The 19,072-nt window shown below is 44.2% G+C and carries 15 protein-coding genes and 1 pseudogene; 8 read left to right on the forward strand and 8 right to left on the reverse strand.

Annotated features, from left to right (window positions below):
- The first annotated feature begins 64 nt into the window (after positions 1-64).
- On the forward strand, positions 65-559 hold the full coding sequence (locus M0R47_RS04320; RefSeq protein ID WP_292550806.1) for a hypothetical protein: 495 nt from the start codon (positions 65-67) through the stop codon (positions 557-559).
- A 146-nt stretch (positions 560-705) separates the two neighbouring features.
- Here the strand turns inward: M0R47_RS04320 and M0R47_RS04325 are convergent, their stop codons facing one another.
- The gene (locus M0R47_RS04325) at positions 706-1,158 is read right to left on the reverse strand and encodes a DUF934 domain-containing protein (RefSeq protein ID WP_292550807.1); all 453 of its coding nucleotides are present in this window, start codon (positions 1,156-1,158) and stop codon (positions 706-708) included.
- Positions 1,145-2,797: a nitrite/sulfite reductase gene (locus M0R47_RS04330; RefSeq protein WP_292550808.1), complete on the reverse strand. Its 1,653-nt coding sequence runs from the start codon at positions 2,795-2,797 to the stop codon at positions 1,145-1,147. Before M0R47_RS04330 ends, M0R47_RS04325 begins: the two co-directional genes overlap by 14 nt.
- Positions 2,798-3,008: 211 nt before the next feature.
- On the opposite strand from M0R47_RS04330, the gene nhaD reads away from it, so the two are divergent.
- The 3 genes from nhaD to rpmE all read left to right on the forward strand — a co-directional run bounded on the left by nhaD (position 3,009) and on the right by rpmE (position 6,760).
- Positions 3,009-4,316 carry a sodium:proton antiporter NhaD gene (nhaD, locus tag M0R47_RS04335; protein ID WP_292550811.1) on the forward strand — a complete coding sequence of 436 codons (1,308 nt, stop codon included), beginning with the start codon at positions 3,009-3,011 and terminating at the stop codon, positions 4,314-4,316.
- 146 nt (positions 4,317-4,462) lie between these two features.
- Positions 4,463-5,794, forward strand: a complete 1,332-nt coding sequence (locus M0R47_RS04340) for an AmpG family muropeptide MFS transporter (protein ID WP_292550814.1) — start codon at positions 4,463-4,465, stop codon at positions 5,792-5,794.
- Between the two features lie 765 nt (positions 5,795-6,559).
- Complete coding sequence (gene rpmE / locus M0R47_RS04345; RefSeq protein WP_006891794.1) at positions 6,560-6,760, forward strand: 50S ribosomal protein L31; 201 nt, start codon at positions 6,560-6,562, stop codon at positions 6,758-6,760.
- 339 nt (positions 6,761-7,099) lie between these two features.
- On the opposite strand, the gene M0R47_RS04350 is transcribed toward rpmE, so the two are convergent.
- The gene (locus M0R47_RS04350) at positions 7,100-7,537 is read right to left on the reverse strand and encodes a hypothetical protein (protein ID WP_292550820.1); all 438 of its coding nucleotides are present in this window, start codon (positions 7,535-7,537) and stop codon (positions 7,100-7,102) included.
- A gap of 278 nt (positions 7,538-7,815) precedes the next feature.
- Here M0R47_RS04350 and amoC point away from each other — a divergent pair, with 278 nt between their 5' ends.
- The 3 genes from amoC to amoB all read left to right on the forward strand — a co-directional run bounded on the left by amoC (position 7,816) and on the right by amoB (position 10,785).
- Positions 7,816-8,568, forward strand: coding sequence for a bacterial ammonia monooxygenase, subunit AmoC (amoC, locus tag M0R47_RS04355; protein WP_292550822.1), 753 nt, complete (start codon positions 7,816-7,818; stop codon positions 8,566-8,568).
- Between the two features lie 119 nt (positions 8,569-8,687).
- A complete protein-coding gene (amoA, locus tag M0R47_RS04360) occupies positions 8,688-9,431 on the forward strand; it encodes a bacterial ammonia monooxygenase, subunit AmoA (protein ID WP_292550825.1) in 744 nt (247 codons plus the stop codon).
- Between the two features lie 109 nt (positions 9,432-9,540).
- Positions 9,541-10,785, forward strand: a complete 1,245-nt coding sequence (gene amoB, locus M0R47_RS04365) for a bacterial ammonia monooxygenase, subunit AmoB (protein ID WP_292550828.1) — start codon at positions 9,541-9,543, stop codon at positions 10,783-10,785.
- Positions 10,786-10,993: 208 nt separating this feature from the next.
- Here the strand turns inward: amoB and M0R47_RS21860 are convergent, their stop codons facing one another.
- A complete protein-coding gene (locus M0R47_RS21860) occupies positions 10,994-11,128 on the reverse strand; it encodes a transposase (RefSeq protein ID WP_366513166.1) in 135 nt (44 codons plus the stop codon).
- Between the two features lie 92 nt (positions 11,129-11,220).
- Positions 11,221-11,673 (reverse strand): hypothetical protein, encoded by a 453-nt coding sequence (locus tag M0R47_RS04370; protein ID WP_292550831.1) that lies wholly within the window; start codon positions 11,671-11,673, stop codon positions 11,221-11,223.
- A 456-nt stretch (positions 11,674-12,129) separates the two neighbouring features.
- Here M0R47_RS04370 and M0R47_RS04375 point away from each other — a divergent pair.
- Positions 12,130-13,026, forward strand: a pseudogene (locus M0R47_RS04375) (IS982 family transposase).
- A 259-nt stretch (positions 13,027-13,285) separates the two neighbouring features.
- Here the strand turns inward: M0R47_RS04375 and pyk are convergent.
- The 3 genes from pyk to M0R47_RS04390 form a co-directional block, all read right to left on the reverse strand.
- Positions 13,286-14,716 (reverse strand): pyruvate kinase, encoded by a 1,431-nt coding sequence (gene pyk / locus M0R47_RS04380; protein WP_292550834.1) that lies wholly within the window; start codon positions 14,714-14,716, stop codon positions 13,286-13,288.
- Between the two features lie 17 nt (positions 14,717-14,733).
- Entirely contained in the window at positions 14,734-15,747 is a 1,014-nt protein-coding gene (gap, locus tag M0R47_RS04385; RefSeq protein WP_292550837.1) for a type I glyceraldehyde-3-phosphate dehydrogenase, read from the reverse strand.
- A 671-nt stretch (positions 15,748-16,418) separates the two neighbouring features.
- Positions 16,419-19,072 (reverse strand): class I adenylate cyclase (locus tag M0R47_RS04390; protein ID WP_292550840.1); only part of this gene is annotated, 2,654 nt, incomplete at its 5' end.

Raw genomic sequence — 19,072 nt, forward strand, 5'->3', positions numbered from 1 at the left:
TCTTTAATACGATAAGATACAGCACTTTTATGTTATGCCTTTAGATGGGCAGAGTTGAAAAAGCATGCAAACAAATGATTCAGTAACTGCAACAGAGGAAATAATAATTACAGTATTCCAGTCTGCCGGACTTGTGGCGCATGCAAAAATGCTGGTCAGGATGACTGAAGAAGAAACAAACGAATATAAAGTTGTTGCGCTGGCAACAGCAACCATATTGATGGGGGCGGCAGCTTTAGAGGCTTTATTGTCAGAGGCTGCTTATGTGCTAAAACCAGAGTTATATAAACAAAGAGGGAGAGGAAGTTATTTAAAGGTTGGCCCACCTGACAAATTTAAAAGACTTATAGGGTATGAGTCTTCGGAAGTTAGGTCAATTTGGGATGCAAGAATAGCTGTTGCCCACTCTGAACCTCACAATTCAAGAAGTCGCTTTGTTGGTGAAAAGTTGAATGCCGAAGGAGTGAAGTGGGTTATAGACGCCATTGAAAAAGTTTCTGGGGAGGTATGGGGTGAGTCAATGCCTAGTTGGTTTAAAGAAGGGGCAGGTTTGACATAACAAAGCGGTGAGGCGTGGTAGGAGGGGTCGAGCATAGTGAAACCCATTACATAGATGGGTGTTGGATGGGATGAGTTTCGGCTATCGCCTCTACTCATCCTACACCACTTCGTGCTCTTCGTGTCTTCGTGGTGAATTAATGCGTATTAACGGATCGATTTTTGATAATTGACGCTAAAGTCATTCAGGTTAGACAGAGCCGCAGGCAAATCTTCGGTTTTTTCCAGGTTAAAGGCATTAACGCCGACGCGAGATAAGTAATACACCTGATCCCGCATGAAGTGGCCTGTTGCCCTGATTTCACCTTGGTAGTTATAGCGGCCTCTGAGCAGCCAAGCATGGGAAAATATGCGGCCATCAGCAAAGGCGGGAAAATTCAGCTCGATTAATTGGATGTCTTTCAAGTCGGCAGCAATGTCTTCAACCGAGTCGGCGGGGCCGATCCTGACGCCTATTTTGCCGTTAGCCTTAAGCAGCTGTTGCTTGTCTTTTTTCCATCGGGCTAAGGAAACGCTGATGTCGCCGTTTTTCAGATCGGCGTCATCGGCAACATAGCTCCAGTTGTCGTCAACAATCTGTTTGTCTTTAATTATTTGCATAGACTTGCTCTTTGAATGGGGTGATGCCAACGCGTTTTACCATGTCCAAAAAAGACTCGTCATCCAGGCGTTGCTTGATGTAAACATCCAGTATGGTAGTGACGGCTTTGGTGACTTGATCTTTGGCAATGGAAGGGCCGAGCCGTTCGCCGATAGCTGCCTCGTTTTCAGAGGAGCCGCCTAAAGTCAGCTGGTACCATTCCACGCCTTTTTTATCAACGCCGAGGATGCCTATATGGCCGACGCTTTGGTGCGCGCAGCCGTTCATGCAGCCGGACATGTTGATTTTTACATCGCCGATGTCATGGAGGTAGTCCAGGTCATCGAGCGCTTCATTGATTTCTTTGGCGATGCTGATTGTACCGGCGTTTGCGAGCGAGCAAAAATCGAGGCCGGGGCAGCAAATCATGTCGGTTGCAGTGCCGTTATTCGGCGTAGCCAGTTTCAATGCATCTAGCTGTTGCCACAACTCGAACAGATCGGCCTGTTTGACGTCGGCAAAAACAAGATTTTGCCTGTGCGTGCTTCTGATTTCACCAAAGGTGTAGCGGTCAGCTAGGTCAGCAACAGCGTCAAGTTGCGTATCGGTCATGTCGCCGGGAGGTGAGTCCGGTGCTTTTAACGACAAAAATGTAGCGCGATAGCCGGGCACTTTGTGATCGGCTGTATTGTATTTAACCCAGGTTGCGAAAGCCTTGCTCTCGAGTTGGTGCTGTGCAAATCCGGTATCATGCGCTGCATCTGCTTCGTAGGGGGGTAATGCGAACTGGGCTTTGATGGCTTCAATGCGCGCGGCGTCAAGTTCCAGGTTATTCCGGATCAGCAGCCACTCGTTTTCGACCAATTCGGAGAATTGCTCCATGCCGGATTCTTTAACCAGAATTTTAATACGCGCTTTGTATTTGTTATCACGGCGTCCGAACAGGTTGTAAATGCGCAGTATGGCTTCCAGGTAAGACAGCAGGTGTTTCTTTTCCAAAAAGGGCTTGATGACTTGCCCAATGATAGGCGTGCGTCCCAATCCGCCGCCGACCAGCACTCTAAAACCGATTTCTCCGGCATCATTTTTTACCAGATGCAAGCCGATGTCATGAAGTTGAGTCGCCGCACGGTCATGCTTTGCGCCGCTGACGGCAATCTTGAATTTACGCGGCAAATAAGCAAATTCCGGATGCAGGGTTGTCCATTGACGGATTATTTCGCAATAGGGTCGGGGATCTTCAATTTCATCGATGCAAACGCCGGCCAAATGATCAGTTGAGGTGTTTCTAAGACAATTGCCGCTGGTTTGGATGGCGTGCATTTGGACGCTGGCCAATTCTTCAAGAATGTCGGGCACTTGTTCCAATTTAGGCCAATTAAACTGGATATTCTGCCGAGTCGTAAAGTGACAGTAGTTTTTGTCGTAGGTACGGGCAATGTGAGCCAGTTTTCTGAATTGCTTGGAGTTAATCAGGCCGTAAGGGCCGGCTACCCGCAACATCGGAGCGTGAGTCTGCACATAAAGACCATTCATTAAGCGCAATGCGCGAAATTGATCGTCTGAAATTTCGCCTTTCAAAAAGCTTTCGGTTTGCTTTCTGAATTGGGATACCCGTTCTTCAATGAGTGTTTGGTCGTTGTTATTATACTGGTACATAAGTGAGCGCTGAGCGCTTGTATAGGCAATTAATTACAACCATTAATCATATACTGTGGGTCATAAAATGACAAAGGTTATTGTATGATGCTAAGATTGTCGGCTGAATTTTGGGTGTTTTTTGGTTAATTTTTGAGATAAAAGTTAGGGGGTTATTTTGTTACGGTCATTGTTTGTGGTGTTGTCTCTATTGCTGTTGCCTGGAATGGCAATGGCAGGTGGTTTTGAAAGTCTCGGCTTGACAGGAACAGAGCGGGGTATTTATACGGTTCTGATCTTTATCATTGCCTATGGCTTTGTTATGGCAGAAGAATTTACGCATCTAAGTAAATCCAAACCGGTTATCTTAGCCGCTGGCATTATTTGGGCGAATGCGGCTGTTTTGGCTGCTCAAGCCGGTGTTTCTGCTGAGGATATGCATGAGGCTTTCGAGTACAACTTAAAAGAATATGCAGAGTTAATGTTATTCCTGCTGGTTGCCATGACTTATATTAATTCAATGGCCGAACGTAACGTGTTTGAGGCCTTGCGTTCTTGGTTGGTAAGAAAGCAGTTTGGCTATCGCAAGCTGTTTTTGATTACCGGCGTTATCACATTCTTTTTGTCCTCTGTGGCTGATAACTTGACGGCGGCTTTATTAGTCGGTGCGGTTGTGATGGCGGTAGGGGCTGATAATCCTAAATTTGTCAGTATCGGCTTTGTTAATTTAGTGGTTGCAGCTAATGCGGGAGGGGCGTTCTGTCCTTTTGGCGATATCACAACCTTGATGGTGTGGCAGGCTGAGTACGCTGAGTTTTTTGATTTCTTCAAGTTGTTTATTCCATCGATGGTGAATTACGCTGTGCCGGCAGCGGTGATGTATTTTGCGGTTCCTGATGAGCAACCTAAAGCCACCACAGAAGAGGCCGTGCAGTTAAAACCAGGTGCGGTACAGATTTGCGTGATGTTCTTGTTGACTATCGTTACGGCGGTAAGTTTTAAACAAGCTCTGCATTTGCCACCGTTTATGGGAATGATGGTCGGACTTTCTGCGTTGATGCTTTATGGCTATCGCTTAAAAACAGTTTTCCGTGTTGAAGGTGATGACGCGTTTGACATTTTCGATAAGGTGCGTCATGCGGAATGGGATACCTTGTTGTTCTTCTTCGGCGTAGTGTTTGCGGTTGGCGGATTAGGCTATATCGGTTACCTTGAGTTGCTGTCCAGTGCTATGTACGACGGATTAGGTGCGACAACGGCAAATATTTTAGTGGGTGTGATTTCAGCAATTGTTGATAACATTCCTGTTATGTTTGCGGTGCTGAACATGAATCTGGATATGGATTTATATCAATGGTTATTAGTGACGTTAACTGCTGGTGTTGGTGGGTCGTTATTATCTGTTGGTTCTGCTGCCGGTGTGGCGTTGATGGGGCAGTCTGACCATAAATATACATTTTTTAGCCATTTAAAGTGGACGCCTGCAATTGCTGGCGGTTACGTAGCAAGTATTGTTGTTCACTATCTAATTAATGGTTGATAATTCAAGCATGCACTGCACGTTTCGTGCGGTGCTCGGCAGCTGCTCAGGACGTGGTTTCGACACCTGCATAATCCATGTGGATTATGCAGGCAGTTCTCGCCAAATATTTCTGTCAGTGCGGTCACGGTTGTTGGGTGAGGTCAATGGCTGGCAATAAAAGCTGGCGCTCAGCCTTTTCAATCTATATTCAGCCGCAAGTGCGCGGCATGATTTTTCTTGGTTTCTCCGCCGGGCTTCCTTTCTTATTGGTTTTTTCGACGTTATCAGCCTGGTTGCGGGATGAGGGTGTGGAGAGATCCGTTATAGGTTTTTTCAGTTGGGTCGGGGTTACCTATTCAATAAAGGTCTTTTGGGCTCCCGTTATAGACAGGTTGCCTTTGCCATTCTTAACTAAATTTTTGGGTAAAAGGCGCAGTTGGATGCTGCTTGCGCAATTAGGCATTATTATTGGCTTGATTGGCATGGGATATTCGGATTCGCACAGTCAATTGCAGCAGATCGCATTGTTTGCAGTGTGGGTAGCGTTTTGTTCAGCTACGCAAGATGTGGTTATTGATGCTTATCGCATTGAATCTGTGGATCCTGAATATCAAGGTGCTATGGCGGCGACCTACGTGCTGGGGTATCGGATTGCGTTACTGATGGCGGGCGCAGGCGCCTTTTATATTGCGGAATATGCCAGTTGGAAAGTGTCTTACTTTGTGATGGCAGCTGCCATGTCTGTGGGGTTGATTGCAACTCTTTGTATTAAAGAGCCAGAGCATAAACAATTTGACGGGCGACTGCGCAAAGATGCTGATGCAAGTCAGTGGAGTATTTGGCGGAGATTGTCGACAGCTATCGCAGGTGCTGTATTGAATCCTTTTGTAGAGTTTTTTGAGCGCAATGGCAAAATCGGTTTATTGATTTTGATGCTTATTGCTCTTTACAAAATGAGCGATATCACGATGGGGGTTATGGCCAATCCGTTTTATCTTGATTTAGGCTTTAGTAAAAAAGATATTGCAGATATTAGCAAAATTTTTGGTTTTTTTATGACTATTGCCGGCGCTGCAATAGGTGGAGTATTGGTTGTCAAGTATGGGGTTATGCGCCCTTTATTGCTGGGTGCGGTTATGGTGGCGGCTACTAATTTGCTGTTTGCCGTTTTGGCGGTCAGCGAGCCCAATTTGCTGCTGCTGTCAGGTGTTATAAGTGCGGACAATTTAAGCGGCGGTATCGCCACGGCAGTGTTTATCGCTTACCTTTCCAGTCTAACTAACACTGCTTACACTGCTACTCAATATGCGTTGTTCAGTTCGTTGATGACTTTGCCGGCACAACTATTAGGCGGATTTTCCGGGATAGTTGTAGATAGCTATGGGTACACGGTTTTTTTTATTTATGCGTCAACAGTAGGTCTACCGGCAATCGTGCTGGTGCTTTTATTGATGCGTTATCAAAGCCGCTCTACTGATCATGGCTATAATCCATAATCAGTAGAGCGTGATCGGAGAATCGCTCATCTTTATAAATAGATGTTGCGTTTATTCTATCTTTAAAGACAGGGTTGGTTATTTGATAACCAATGTGCCAGCCAGCAATTTTTACCCAAGAGTGGCCTCTGTTTGATCTCCATGCGTCTTGTTCAGCCCCTTGGTTATAAGGGGTTGGATGTATCTATCCATTGACTATCAGCTAATAATTGGTCCAACCAGGCTCTTTCTTTCGGTAAAAAGCAATTGCCTTGAGTTTCTTAAGTCGATTTTTTTATGAGTTATGCTCCAGCTATCTCAGATTATGTGGTTGCGGTGATTTTGTGAATAAGGCGCAAGTTTTTCCATGAATTTACACCTTAAGGTTTGGAGTTCTCTTGGTGAGTCGGAGAGCAAATAAAGCGACCTTTCATATCGATTCCTTGTCAGTCTGCCGTTGATAATTCGATCGGGCTCTTTTTTGCAATATAAAGTAATTCCACTGTAGCCTTTTTAAGAATCATGATAAAAACAATGATAATTTGAAGGGAAAAAGGATCAAAGCTAAGTTAATCCAGCTGACATTTCGTTTCTTATATACAAATAATATTAGTGTCTCGCTGCTGCATCCATGTAAAGAAACCTTTGTGCTCCGCGGAGCGGATGCCGTTCGCATCTAAAGTAATAATACGCATAAATATAATTGAGTTGCGAACTTTAAATGAAATACGTATTATACGGGGTTCTCTAATAAGTCGTAGCCCTTGTGGGTAATGTGAAAGTGATATGAAACCAGAAATTCATCCAGAATATAAACAAATTACTGTAACCTGTGGTTGCGGTAATAAATTTGAAACCGGTTCTGTATTGGGTAAGGATTTGCAGGTTGAGGTTTGCTCTTCATGCCATCCTTTTTATACAGGAAAACAGCGCGTTGTTGATACAGCGGGGCGAGTAGATAAATTCCGTAAAAAATACGGCAAATAAATTTTGTGGACTTATGCTGGGCAGCTGATCCTAGCATTGCCACAAAAAGTTCGTTATGCCGCAATTTAGTAAATATATGGATTGGTATTTTTGATGCATATATGCAAAAAGGTATGTTAACCGTTTTGATTTTGTAGGCAGCCATAAAGCAGAAAGCCAGTGCAACAAATGTTGCACTGGCTTTCTGCTTTATGGCTGTTAGCTTTTGGAGATATTGGTTTCACGACTCCTTTCCCGGCTCTTCTTTATGTATTGGGCTTAAGTAAAGAGTCCATGCAATAGCTGATTTGTTAAAGCAGGGGAAGTGCTGTTGCGTGGTGATGCCAGCAAAGAACTATTTTAAAAAGAATCTAAGCCAGACAAACCTTCAATAGACCAGTTGGCAAAATCAACAGAGCCTTCTTCATTATCGCCGTTTTTATAATTAATGCGGCAGACATATTTTTTAGTAACAGTGCTTGCGGTGGCGCTTGTGATGTCGATTTCGGCATTAACGACATATTGGTAATTTCCTAGGCTCCATGCATTAAGAGGTTTTTCTGGAAAATTAACAGATACATCAGAACCAAGCTTGGATCTGATGAAGTTATTGCAGTGTGAGAAAGCGAGCTTAGTTAATGAGTTGGATATAGGGTCTTGTCCGCCCTGGTCTTTGCTGTCAACAAGAAATAAGTCTGATTGAATCACTTTATAAACGAGGGGCATGACAACTTTGCTTTGCACTAAAAGCAAGATTCCTAAGCTAACGATAAAAAATAAGAGGGTGTATTTCTTCATGGATTCGGTTTCGAAAAAGTAAAATTGAAATTAATTCTAACAGGAATCAATGTTTTAAGTGTAGAGGAATTTACCAGGCAAAGTCCGAGGTCAAGGAAATTAATTTGGTGTTTGTTTTTGACTTGACAAGGCTAATTGAGCTGGTAGACTGACAGCTCACTAAATTGACTTAGTGTCATTGGTCCTTAAAGTTTTTATGGTTCCGGTGAAAAAAAGGAGTTGTAACTATAACCCCTAGCTATCACAAGTTGGGGATTTGATAATTTTTGGAGGTAGAAATGGCAGCTACAACTGAATCAGTGAGAGCTGATGCTGCGGAAGCACCGCTGTTAAACAAAAGAAACATGATCCTCGGATCACTGTTATATGTAGTGTTCTATGCTTGGGTTCGTTGGTATGAAGGCGTCTATGGCTGGTCAGCTGGTCTGGATTCATTCGCACCTGAATTCGAAACATATTGGATGAACTTTCTTTATATCGAGTTCGTTTTAGAAGTTGCAACTGCAGGTATCCTGTGGGGTTACATCTGGAAAACTCGTGACCGTAAAGTAATGTCAATCACACCAAGAGAAGAGTTGAGAAGACACTTTACTCATTGGACTTGGTTGGTAATGTATGCTTTCGCTATTTACTACGGCGCTAGCTACTTTACAGAGCAAGATGGTACATGGCATCAAACTATCGTTCGTGACACTGACTTTACACCAAGTCACATCATCGAATTCTACTTGAGCTATCCAATCTACATCATCACTGGTGGCGCTGCTTTCTTGTATGCAAAAACCAGACTTCCTACTTATCAGCAAGGTTTGCACCTGCAATATATGGTTGCGATCGTTGGTCCTTTCATGATTCTGCCAAATGTTGGTTTGAATGAGTGGGGTCACACTTTCTGGTTTATGGAAGAACTGTTTGTTGCTCCTTTACACTACGGCTTCGTATTCTTCGGATGGGCTGCTTTAGGTATATTAGGGGTTGTGAACACAGAAGTTGCAGCAATGGCTAAGCTTCTGAAAAAAGACTTAGCTTAATTAAGTCTTGGTTGTAATTACTATCTCCTCCCGGCTGTTTCGCTTTTTTCGGAGTGAAACAGCTAAAGTGAAGATAGTCAATTAATAAAAATAATTTAAATCCTTTAGGAGGTAAGCTAATGAGCGCATCTCAATCAGCTGTACGTTCACGCGCTGAAGCCGTTAAAGTTTCACGCACGTTCGACTGGCTAGTTCTGTTTACATTGTTCTTCGTTGTACTAGGTGGTTATCACATTCACTACATGTTAACCGGTGGTGACTGGGATTTCTGGACTGACTGGAAAGATAGACGTCTATGGGTAACTGTAGCGCCAATCGTTTCAATCACTTTCCCTGCTGCTGTTCAAGCGTGCTTGTGGTGGCGTTACCGTTTGCCATTCGGCGCTGTTGTTTGTGTACTGGGTCTTCTCTTAGGTGAGTGGGTCAACAGATATTTGAACTTCTGGGGTTGGACTTATTTCCCAGTAAATTTCTGCTTCCCATCAAACTTGATGCCAGGTGCTATCGTTCTTGACGCAATCTTAATGCTGTCAGGCAGCATGACATTGACTGCTGTTCTTGGCGGTTTGGCTTGGGGTCTGTTGTTCTATCCTGGCAACTGGCCAATCATTGCTCCATTACATGTTCCTGTTGAATACAATGGCATGATGATGACACTTGCTGACTTGCAAGGTTACCACTACGTAAGAACTGGTACTCCTGAGTACATCAGAATGGTTGAAAAAGGTACATTAAGAACTTTCGGTAAAGACGTTGCTCCAGTATCAGCGTTCTTCTCTGGTTTCGTGAGTATTTTGATCTACTTCTTGTGGCATTTTTTCGGCAAGTGGTTTGCGGGTACTGGATTCACCCAAAGCGCGTAAGCACTTGGTTTTAAGAAACACACAAAAAGACTGATGTTGGCTAGGCTAATTAGGCTGTTGACATTAGATACTCTAAAAACTATAGATTCTCTATTATAGAGGAGGATATATGAAATTAATTAAAGACAAGGTTGCTAAATTATCCTTTGTCGCACTGCTGATAACTGTTACGGCAGCGATGTTTTACACACCAACTGCATCTGCTCATGGTGAAAAGTCGCAAGCTGCATTTATGCGTATGCGTACAATTCACTGGTTTGACCTGAACTGGTCAAAAGATACAGTAGCTGTTAACGACACTATGACAATTTCCGGTAAGTTCCACGTTTTCGCGGGATGGCCTGAAACTGTTGATAAACCAGAAGTTTCTTTCTTGAACATCGGTATTCCTGGACCTGTATTTATTCGTCAAGGTTCTTGGATCGGCGGTCAATTAGTTCCTCGTTCAGTTACTCTGGAACTGGGTGAAACTTATGAGTTTAAAGTATTGTTGAAAGCACGTCGTCCAGGTGACTGGCACGTACACACTATGATGAACGTACAAGGTGGTGGTCCAATCATCGGTCCAGGTAAATGGGTAACTGTTACTGGTTCTATGGGATCATTTGTTAACCCAGTTACTACGTTATTAGGTGATACTATCAACCTGGAAACGTATAATCTGAGCAACACTTACTTCTGGCACGCTTTTTGGTATGCCTTAGGTTTGGCTTGGTTGGCATATTGGGCTCGTAAACCAATGTTCATACCACGTCATATTGCTATGGAAGCTGGCAAGGCAGACTCTTTGATTACTGCTCTTGACAAGAAAGTTGCTATGGGTTTTGCAGCAGGTACTATGGCGATTGTTGCTTTCGGTATGAGCAGCACAAACGCAGCTTATCCTGTAACAACTCCTTTGCAAGCTGGTTTGTTGCGTGGCATGAAACCAATTGAAATGCCTGCTAAAACAGTCAACGTTAAAGTTGAAGATGCAACTTATCGTGTACCAGGTCGTGCTATGCAAATGACACTGACTATCACTAATAATGGTGATTCAGCTGTACGTTTGGGTGAGTTCAACACTGCTGGTGTTCGTTTCTTAGACTCAAAAGTTCATGTTGATGAAACAGGCTATCCAGATGACTTGTTGGCTGAAGACGGTTTGACTATTAGCGATAATAGCCCAATCGCTCCAGGCACTTCAAGAACTGTACAAGTTACTGCTTCTGACGCAGCTTGGGAAGTTTACCGTTTAGCTGACTTGATCTATGATCCAGACAGCCGTTTTGCTGGTTTGTTATTCTTCTTTGATGAAGCTGGCAACCGTCAAATGGTTATGGTAGATGCTCCATTAATTCCATCTTTCATCTAAATGAAATAATTAACTGACAACTTCGGTTGTCAGTTAAGGAATTGAGACCCTCGTTTCCAATAGGGAACGGGGGTTTTTTTTGGAATAAATAAAGGTTCTTATTGGATTCCAGGGGCTAGAGCACTTACCTGTAAACATAGCCTGAATTCTTGAAGAAGTTTAGGCGCTCATTAGCTGGAAACTGATCAAGTAATTGGCCGGTGGTTTGTCAGAGTTTATCGTATGTACGCTCAGCCGTCTTACGTAACAAGGCCTTGAGTTTGGCAAACACCTGTTCAATCGGATTCAGATCAGGGCTATAAGGCGGGAGGTATTTCAGCGTAGCGCCTTGTGCCTGAATAATGTCTCTTGGACTTCTGCCACTTTATGAGCCGGGAGATTATCACAGATGACGATATCGCCGGGGCTTAACATCGGCCTCAGCTGAGAGCGACACTATTCCTTGAACGCTTCGCCATTCATGGCCTGACCCACACACCAGGGGGGCATGATTCTATCCGCACGTAACGCGGCTATAAAAATCAGGGTCTGCCAATAATGACCGGCTGGAGCGCTATCTTGGCAACGGGCACCTCCCAGGGCTCGGCCATAACGACGGATCATGTCGGTAGACGTAGACAGCCCGGTTTCATCGAGAAAAACCAGTTTCGACCAATCACAGCTCTGTTGCCACGCTTGCCATTGTTCTCGGGTCATCGCGATATCCTCTCGTTTCTGTTCACTGGCGACTACGGTTTTTTTATAGCGATAGCCCAATTGTTGGCGAAGAAATTTGTCGACACAGGATAGGGAAACGCTTAATCCCTGCTCGCTTGCTAACCAAGCTTGCACTTCTTTCAGCGTCATCGAAGGGTGGGCTGATAATTGTTCAGCCCAGTAAGGCCACATAAGGCTCCAGAAAAGCCCGTCGGTAACCGCCGATCTGCTTAGGGTGGACATGGCCGGTTTGGAGCAAGTGTCGATAAATAATTGAAACGAAAGTAGGGCTCACTTGAAACAGGCGCTGACTTCGCGAGTGGTTTTGCCATTGGCTACGGCATTCACTACACGGTGCCGTAAACCTTCGGAATAAGGGCTGGGCATAGCAAGGTGCCTCTTTTTACTACTCAGTACCTAATTGTGTTAACAATAGAGTTGTTTATATGTAATAGATAATTGCTCTAGCTCATGATCAGTTCTAACAGCGAGTTTAACAAGGCTTTGCCACGTTTTTTTGCGTTATGCACAAACTCGAAAAAACCTAAGTAACCTGAGTTCGGGATAAGAAAACTGAGAATGAGCGCCGCCCTTTTGGTGTAAGATTTTGTTTCCGCAAACAAATATCAACCTAACCAGGTGACGCTCATGGACAGTTTAACCGAACTTTATTGCCTGATCGATGATTTTTGCCGTGCGTTTGAGTCGGCATGGGAATGGCATTTACTGGCGACGCGGGCGAAACGGCGTCAGCGGCCCAGCCTGTTGAGTCTACCGGAGTTGATGACGCTCGCCATTCTGTTCCATCAGTTGCGTTTCCGCCAGTTCAAGCCCTTTTACCTGGGTTATGTCTGCCGCCATCTGCGCGCCGAATTTCCCAAACTGCCGAGTTACACGCTGTGTGGAGCTGCGGCACACCGCTGGCGGCTTTGTTCGATAACCTCAAGGGTCCTGCGACGGCATTGCCATCGCCGATGCCACGACCTTAGCGGTTTGCAATAATCAGCGTATTCCGCATCACAAGGTCTTCAAAGGACGTGTCGAGTGGGGTAAGACGTCGATGGGCTGGCTTTACGGCTTTAAGCTGCACGCCATCATTAACTCGAAAGGCGAACTGCTCCGGCTCAAGCTAACGCCTGGCAATATCGATGACCGCAAGCCGATGCCTGAGTTGTGCTAAGGGCTGTTCGGGCAAGGCTTTGCCGACCAAGCTATATCGCGCAATGGCTCACCCGAAGTATTGATCGAGCAAGGCCTGCAACTGATCACGACCCTCAAGAAAAATAGGAAGCCCGTGCCACGCACGGACTTTGAGAAAGCTATCCTGCGCCGTCGCTCATTGATTGAAACCGTTTTTGATGAATTAAAGAATCTCTGCCAGATTGAGCACACGCGGCACCGCCCCCACTTTAATTTTGCGGTCAACCTGATGGCGGGCATTACGGCCATTGCCTGTCCGACAACAAGCCTACGTTGTCTCTGTCCAAGGTCAATCTCTTGCATTCAGCTTATTGGCTTATCCCGAACTCAGGTTGCATAGTTTGATTTTATCAAGTACTTCTTAATCAATTGCCACACGTAATTCATTAAAAATCTTATTCAGAGTTTGCTAAACAACTATGTCAGAAAAGCTTTGCTACTGGTGTCAATTTTACTTTTGAGTAGGTCGAAAATTTTTGTTAAAAAAATAGCCTGAAAAGCAAAAGCTTCCAGGCTATTAATTAGGATGTTATCCTCTTTGTAAACGCGATTTCGGGCTTGGATTAAGGCTAGTCGAGTAGTTAGCCAAAAAGCTTCTAAGGAGTTAGTCTTGTCCAATAGTGATAACTTTTAAAGCGTTAGTGCCGCCCGGTATTCCTTTCAGATCACCTTGAGTAATAATGAATGTGTCGCCGTCCACGGCAACTCCGCGTTTCTTCAATTCTGCAATGATAGCTTTGTTTACTTCAACATGATCGTTTTGATCATGATTGAAAAGCACTGGAAAGACACCGCGGTATAAAGTGACTTTACCAAGTGTTTCTTGTCGAGGACTGAGTGCAAAGATTGGAATGCCGGAACTGATTCTGGACATCCATAATGTTGTAGAGCCTGACTCGGTAAGTGCAGCAATACCATGAATCTTGGAGTGGTTAGCTAAATACATGGCAGACATTGCAATGGCTTCGTCGACGCGCTCAAATTGAAGCTCAACACGATGTCCGGAAACACGAACTTTAGGTTGCTTTTCGGCTTCAATACAAACGCGATCCATTGCCTCAATTGCTTTAATTGGGTACTTGCCAGATGCGGTTTCAGCAGAAAGCATAATAACATCGGTGCCATCGTATACTGCATTGGCGACATCAAATACTTCGGCACGAGTAGGAATCGGATTATCGATCATTGATTCCATCATTTGTGTAGCGGTAATAGCAACACGGTTGAGTTCTCTGGTGCGCTTGATCAGCATTTTTTGCACGGCAGGTAGATTGGCGTCGCCAATTTCAACGCCGAGGTCGCCGCGAGCAACCATGACGGCATCCGATGCCAAGATGATTTCGTCAATAACATCCAAGGCTTCGGCTCGCTCAACTTTAGACACGATGCCGGCATGACAGCCCTCGGCAAGTAACAAGCGGCGTGCTTCATGAAGATCTTCTGCTGTGCGGGGAAAGGAGATCGCTACATAGTCGCATTTTATTTGCGCTATTGTTTTGATGTCTTCCTTGTCCTTGTCAGTTAGCGCGGCGGCAGAAAGGCCTCCACCTAACAGGTTAATGCCTTTATTATTGGATAGGTCGCCGCCAACGATAACGGTACAGTTAACACGCATATCTTTAACATTGACTACATCAAGTACAATTCGGCCGTCATCCAGTAACAGTCTGCTGCCGGGTTTGACTTCAAGAGCCAACGGTTCGTAAGTGATGCCAACTTGAGTGTTATCGCCAGCCATAGGGTCAAGATTGATATCCAGCGCAAAATCTTGTCCTTCATTTAAAAACACTTTGGTATCTTTAAAGCGGGCAATGCGGATTTTAGGGCCTTGTAAATCGCCCAAAATGCCAACTAATCTGCCGGTTTTTTTGCTAAGTTCACGAACGGCGTTGGCTCTGTTGATGTGGTCTTGAGCAGAGCCATGTGAAAAGTTCATGCGAACAAAGTCAAGGCCTGCTGCAAACATGCCTTCAAGTACACCGGGCTTATCCGTAGCGGGGCCCAGTGTTGCTAAAATTTTGGTTCTTCTTAACATTTTATGTGGGGAATCCGTTATTTTGCGTTGACTAAAGCAATTGTCGTATCCAGCATACGGTTTGAAAAGCCCCATTCGTTGTCATACCAGGATAAGACTTTTACAAGGTTGCCATCCATAACTTTAGTCAGCGATGCTTCGTAAATTGACGATGCAGGATTATGATTAAAGTCCATTGAAACCAGTGGTAAGGTGTTAATTTCAAGAATGCCTTTTAATGGGCCTTCGGATGCAGTTTTCAGGATTTGATCAACCTCTTCCTTGCTGGTTTTTTTAGAAGCTTCAAAGGTAAAATCGACAACGGAAACGTTGATAGTTGGTACACGCATCGCGAAGCCATCCAGTTTTCCATTCAGTTCGGGCAATACCAAACCAACAGCCGCAGCTGCGCCTGTTTTTGTAGGAATCATTGATTGTGTGGCTGAGCGGGCACGACGTAAATCGCTGTGATAGACGTCAGTCAGAACTTGGTCATTGGTGTACGAGTGAATCGTGGTCATTGAGCCTTTCTCAATGCCGATGGCATCGTGTAAAGGCTTAACTAATGGTGCCAAGCAGTTCGTTGTGCATGACGCATTAGAAATGACAGTATCTGATGCTTTCAAAACATTATGGTTTACGCCGTAAACGATAGTCGCATCAACATCGTTGCCGCCGGGCGCAGAAATGATAACTTTTTTTGCGCCAGCAGTAATATGAGCAGATGCTTTGGCTTTGCTGGTGAATAAGCCAGTGCATTCGTGAACTGCGTCAATGCCCAGTTCTGCCCATGGCAGTTTTGATGGGTCTCTTTCTGAGAAAACTTTAATTCTATCGCCGTTGATAACGATGCAGTCGCCATCAACACTTACTTCGAAAGGAAATTTTCCATGCACTGAGTCATATTGAGTCAGATGTGCATTCGTTGCTGCGTCGCCTAAATCATTAATTGCAACAATTTGAATTTCATTAGTACGGCCTGCTTCGTATAATGCGCGAACAATATTACGTCCAATACGGCCATAGCCATTGATTGCAACTTTAATTGGCATAGATTTTCTCCAGAGTGATGAAATGAAACTTACAAAAACGGATAACCCTCAGGTTTCCGAGAAACCGCCTAATTATATCAAAATTTAGGGTGATTAGTCTATTGACGTAAAACAGCTGCTGCGGATATTAGTGCCGCTACAAAAACAAATAATTGCCAGCGATTGTCCATGTTCAGGGTTTGGCCTGAAGCCAAGAAGAGATAATGCACTGCTGGATTTAAAGATTAAAATCGAAAATTATGTAAAACCAATACTCCTTGTTTTTCTTTGTATTGTGGAGAACCTCGAGGTTATCGGTTCCGTGGAGCCTGCCATTTGCTTCGGGGCCATTTCACAGCCTTTTTATTCCTGGTAGAGTATATAATTAAGCATGACAAGGCGATGCTGAAGCACAAAGCCCGTTTTCACGCTATGTCGGACATAGCGTTTCAGTGCTGATATTGAAGGCTAATCCGGACAAGTTTCCAAGTGCTTTAATAGTAGAAGTGATTGGAATTTACCGAGCGTAAGCTCATCGTGACCCGACCAAAATTCGTGTCATTTGTGCGCAATTTTATAAGATTTAAAAAGCGCTGGTAGAAGGGGAGAGGTTCTTTGCAAATGCTGAAATTGATGCACTACTCTAGTCAGGCGATTCGATTCAACGAGCAAACAGAAAATGCCGGATGAGATTAAACATTGAATTTATCTTCTATTTTTTGTTTATATTTTAAATAGTGGATGGTCTGTAGTTTTTCCGGGCTATCGATGTGGAATGCAGAAAGCGGCAAGTCAATATCGGTAATATGAATCGGATAACTAATGTTGCTGTTTCTAAATTGAAGTATATGTTGATATACGGCATAAAAAACCTGATTGCCGTGATCTAGCGAGGAAAATTCTTTTTCATTGCAGTAGATTGAATAGATAATGCCCTTTGGGGTATCTTCCCCAGCGATGCGTAAACTTAATTCCTGATTTGAAGACGCCGTCTTCAGTTGCACCGGATTGTAAGAATAAACGCCTGCTGGGCTTTTCTTGATTTCGTAATATTCAATAGTCAGAAGCGTTTCAAAAAGATTGCGGTTTATAAGCGATTCTAAAAAAGTGGAATATTGCTTTAGCAGATGGCTAGAGTTTGCTTTGCTATGTATCTGCGTGTACAAGGCTCCTTTTTCATCAACAATAAAGACGCGCGTGTCCGCCTTGCCTTCATGGTAAAAAAACTGAATTACCTGGGGCTTATTTACGGCGTAAATAAGGTGGATGGGCGTGTTTTCGAGTACGGCTGGATCAAAATGAATAGGACTGAACTGTTCCTGGGGGCTGGCTAATTCGTTTAATAGTAGTTTTTTTGTTTTTATTTCTTTGTAACTTAATACCTTATTTACAGACTGAAAGACATAAAACGAAGCTCCGCCCGGTAAAATATAACGCGGTGAGTGATTGTGATGTTGTTTGGCAAAAAGTTTAACCAAGGTGCTGAACACCACCTCAATACGGAGGAGAATGCCTTTGGCTCGAGCCGGAGTGTGACAAATAAGTTTCAGGTCGTTTAAAGACAGCGGCTTTTTGCTGTTATTGATGATATCCGTTAGGCAGTTAAACAGCCCTTCCGCGCCCTCGGTCTGACTGGTTGTGATTTCACCCCAGCTGGACAGTGAAACCCTGTCTATGGTTTGGATAAAACACTGGCGACCCATGCCGTAGCTCAACGCATCAGAACGTTCGCTCATAACGCACAGGTTATCGCCATCCGATATACCCATATTGACAATAAGCAGCGAATTAAGCTGTGTCTTGAGAGTTTGGTAAGTCTCCAGCGAAGGGTCATCATTAAAATTTCGGGTTAAGAAAAGATTGATTTGGAACAGGATGGAATGCAGCTCTTCATTCAATATTTCGAGTGAATGCGAACTGAACTGGAGCTGTAAGTGTTTGTTATAGAGGCCGTTGATGATTAGCCAGCAAAGGATCTCGATTAAAGTCCGGCTTTTTTGTATAGGCTCAAAATCCGCAGTGTTAGTCGCCTGTACGCTTTTCAGGTATAAGGTCCAGCTATCGTTTCCGCCCGGAAGGCGATTTTCTACGATAGATAATGTGGTTTCTTTTGTATGGACGTCAGCGCGCGTAGTGATGATTTCAATCTTGCCTGGCTTTTTTTCCAAAAAAGAATGAAGCTTTCTGCCGATTAACTTCAGGTCATTACTGCTTTCCTGGTTCTGGGCTACATGATCTCTGGCGAATCCCATGATCATGCGATAACAGTGGGTCAGTTGCTGCACAATAACGGCATGTTCGGACGTTGCTTTTTTTATATTCCAGAGCCGCTGATATTTAAAGTTATCAATAGTGGATGTGGACCAGTTCTGGTTTTTAGCAATAGATTGCATATAGGTTTCCCTGAGCGTCCTTGTTCGAGAGTCCATAGTGTTATCGGATGCCCCCATCACCTTTAAATAAAAGCATTGACGAGCCAAGGCCAATCTTCCATGGCTGTGAGCTTTTTGCAGATATTTTTCGACTTTTTGATAAATGAGCAAGTACGGATCAAGATCGACCGTCATGTAATTGCCCTGATAAACGGACTTTTTTATGTCCTGGCACAGCCATTCAGTTTGAGGATATTCGCTGGCATAGCATTCCATTAATAGCAGTTTCAACAGCGATTTGTGCGGTGAATGCAGCGCTTTATAAAGATGCCAAAGAGTGGCGCTGATAAATTCTTCAGCTGGAACCGCATCAAAGCCGCCAAAATCGATAAACTCATGTTCGGGAATGAATAAGTTATCTATTAAATGTTTGATATAGCCCGTGTAGTTGCTTTCTTCATGAGGGGGAACCAGCCACCAGGCAGGGCTTTTTCCGGCAATATAAATGGCTGTCCGGTAAAACTCTTCAAGCAATAGATAATGCTGGGTTTGGCCGCTGCTTTCTGTAGAAATCGGAGTATTTTCGCCGAGCAGGAATTGCCTGCTGTCCATTAGGAAAAAATGCACCTCCAGCCCCAGCGATGCCGCCCAGTTTTCTATGGCCGTAGCTTTTTTTTGCAATTCATCAATGGCATTGAGCGACAGATTGGATTGATGGCATAACCAGATATCCATGTCGCTGGTTTTGGAAAAAGCGATACTGCCGACGCTACCCATTAAAAACAGCCCTTCAATAGGGTAAAGATGCGAAGCGGTGCGGGTATAGGTGAAATTCTTCGCAAGCTGTTTAGCGGTATTTATGGTCTGGATGCTGGGATTATATTCAGGTATTCCTGCTGGCGTCGTTGAAGAAATAAATCCGGGCAACATGGGGAAATTGCCATGGAAAAGCAACGGCAATAACTCCAAAAAGA

It is taken from the genome of Methylobacter sp. (genome assembly GCF_023227905.1).
Taxonomy (GTDB): Bacteria; Pseudomonadota; Gammaproteobacteria; order Methylococcales; family Methylomonadaceae; genus Methylobacter_A.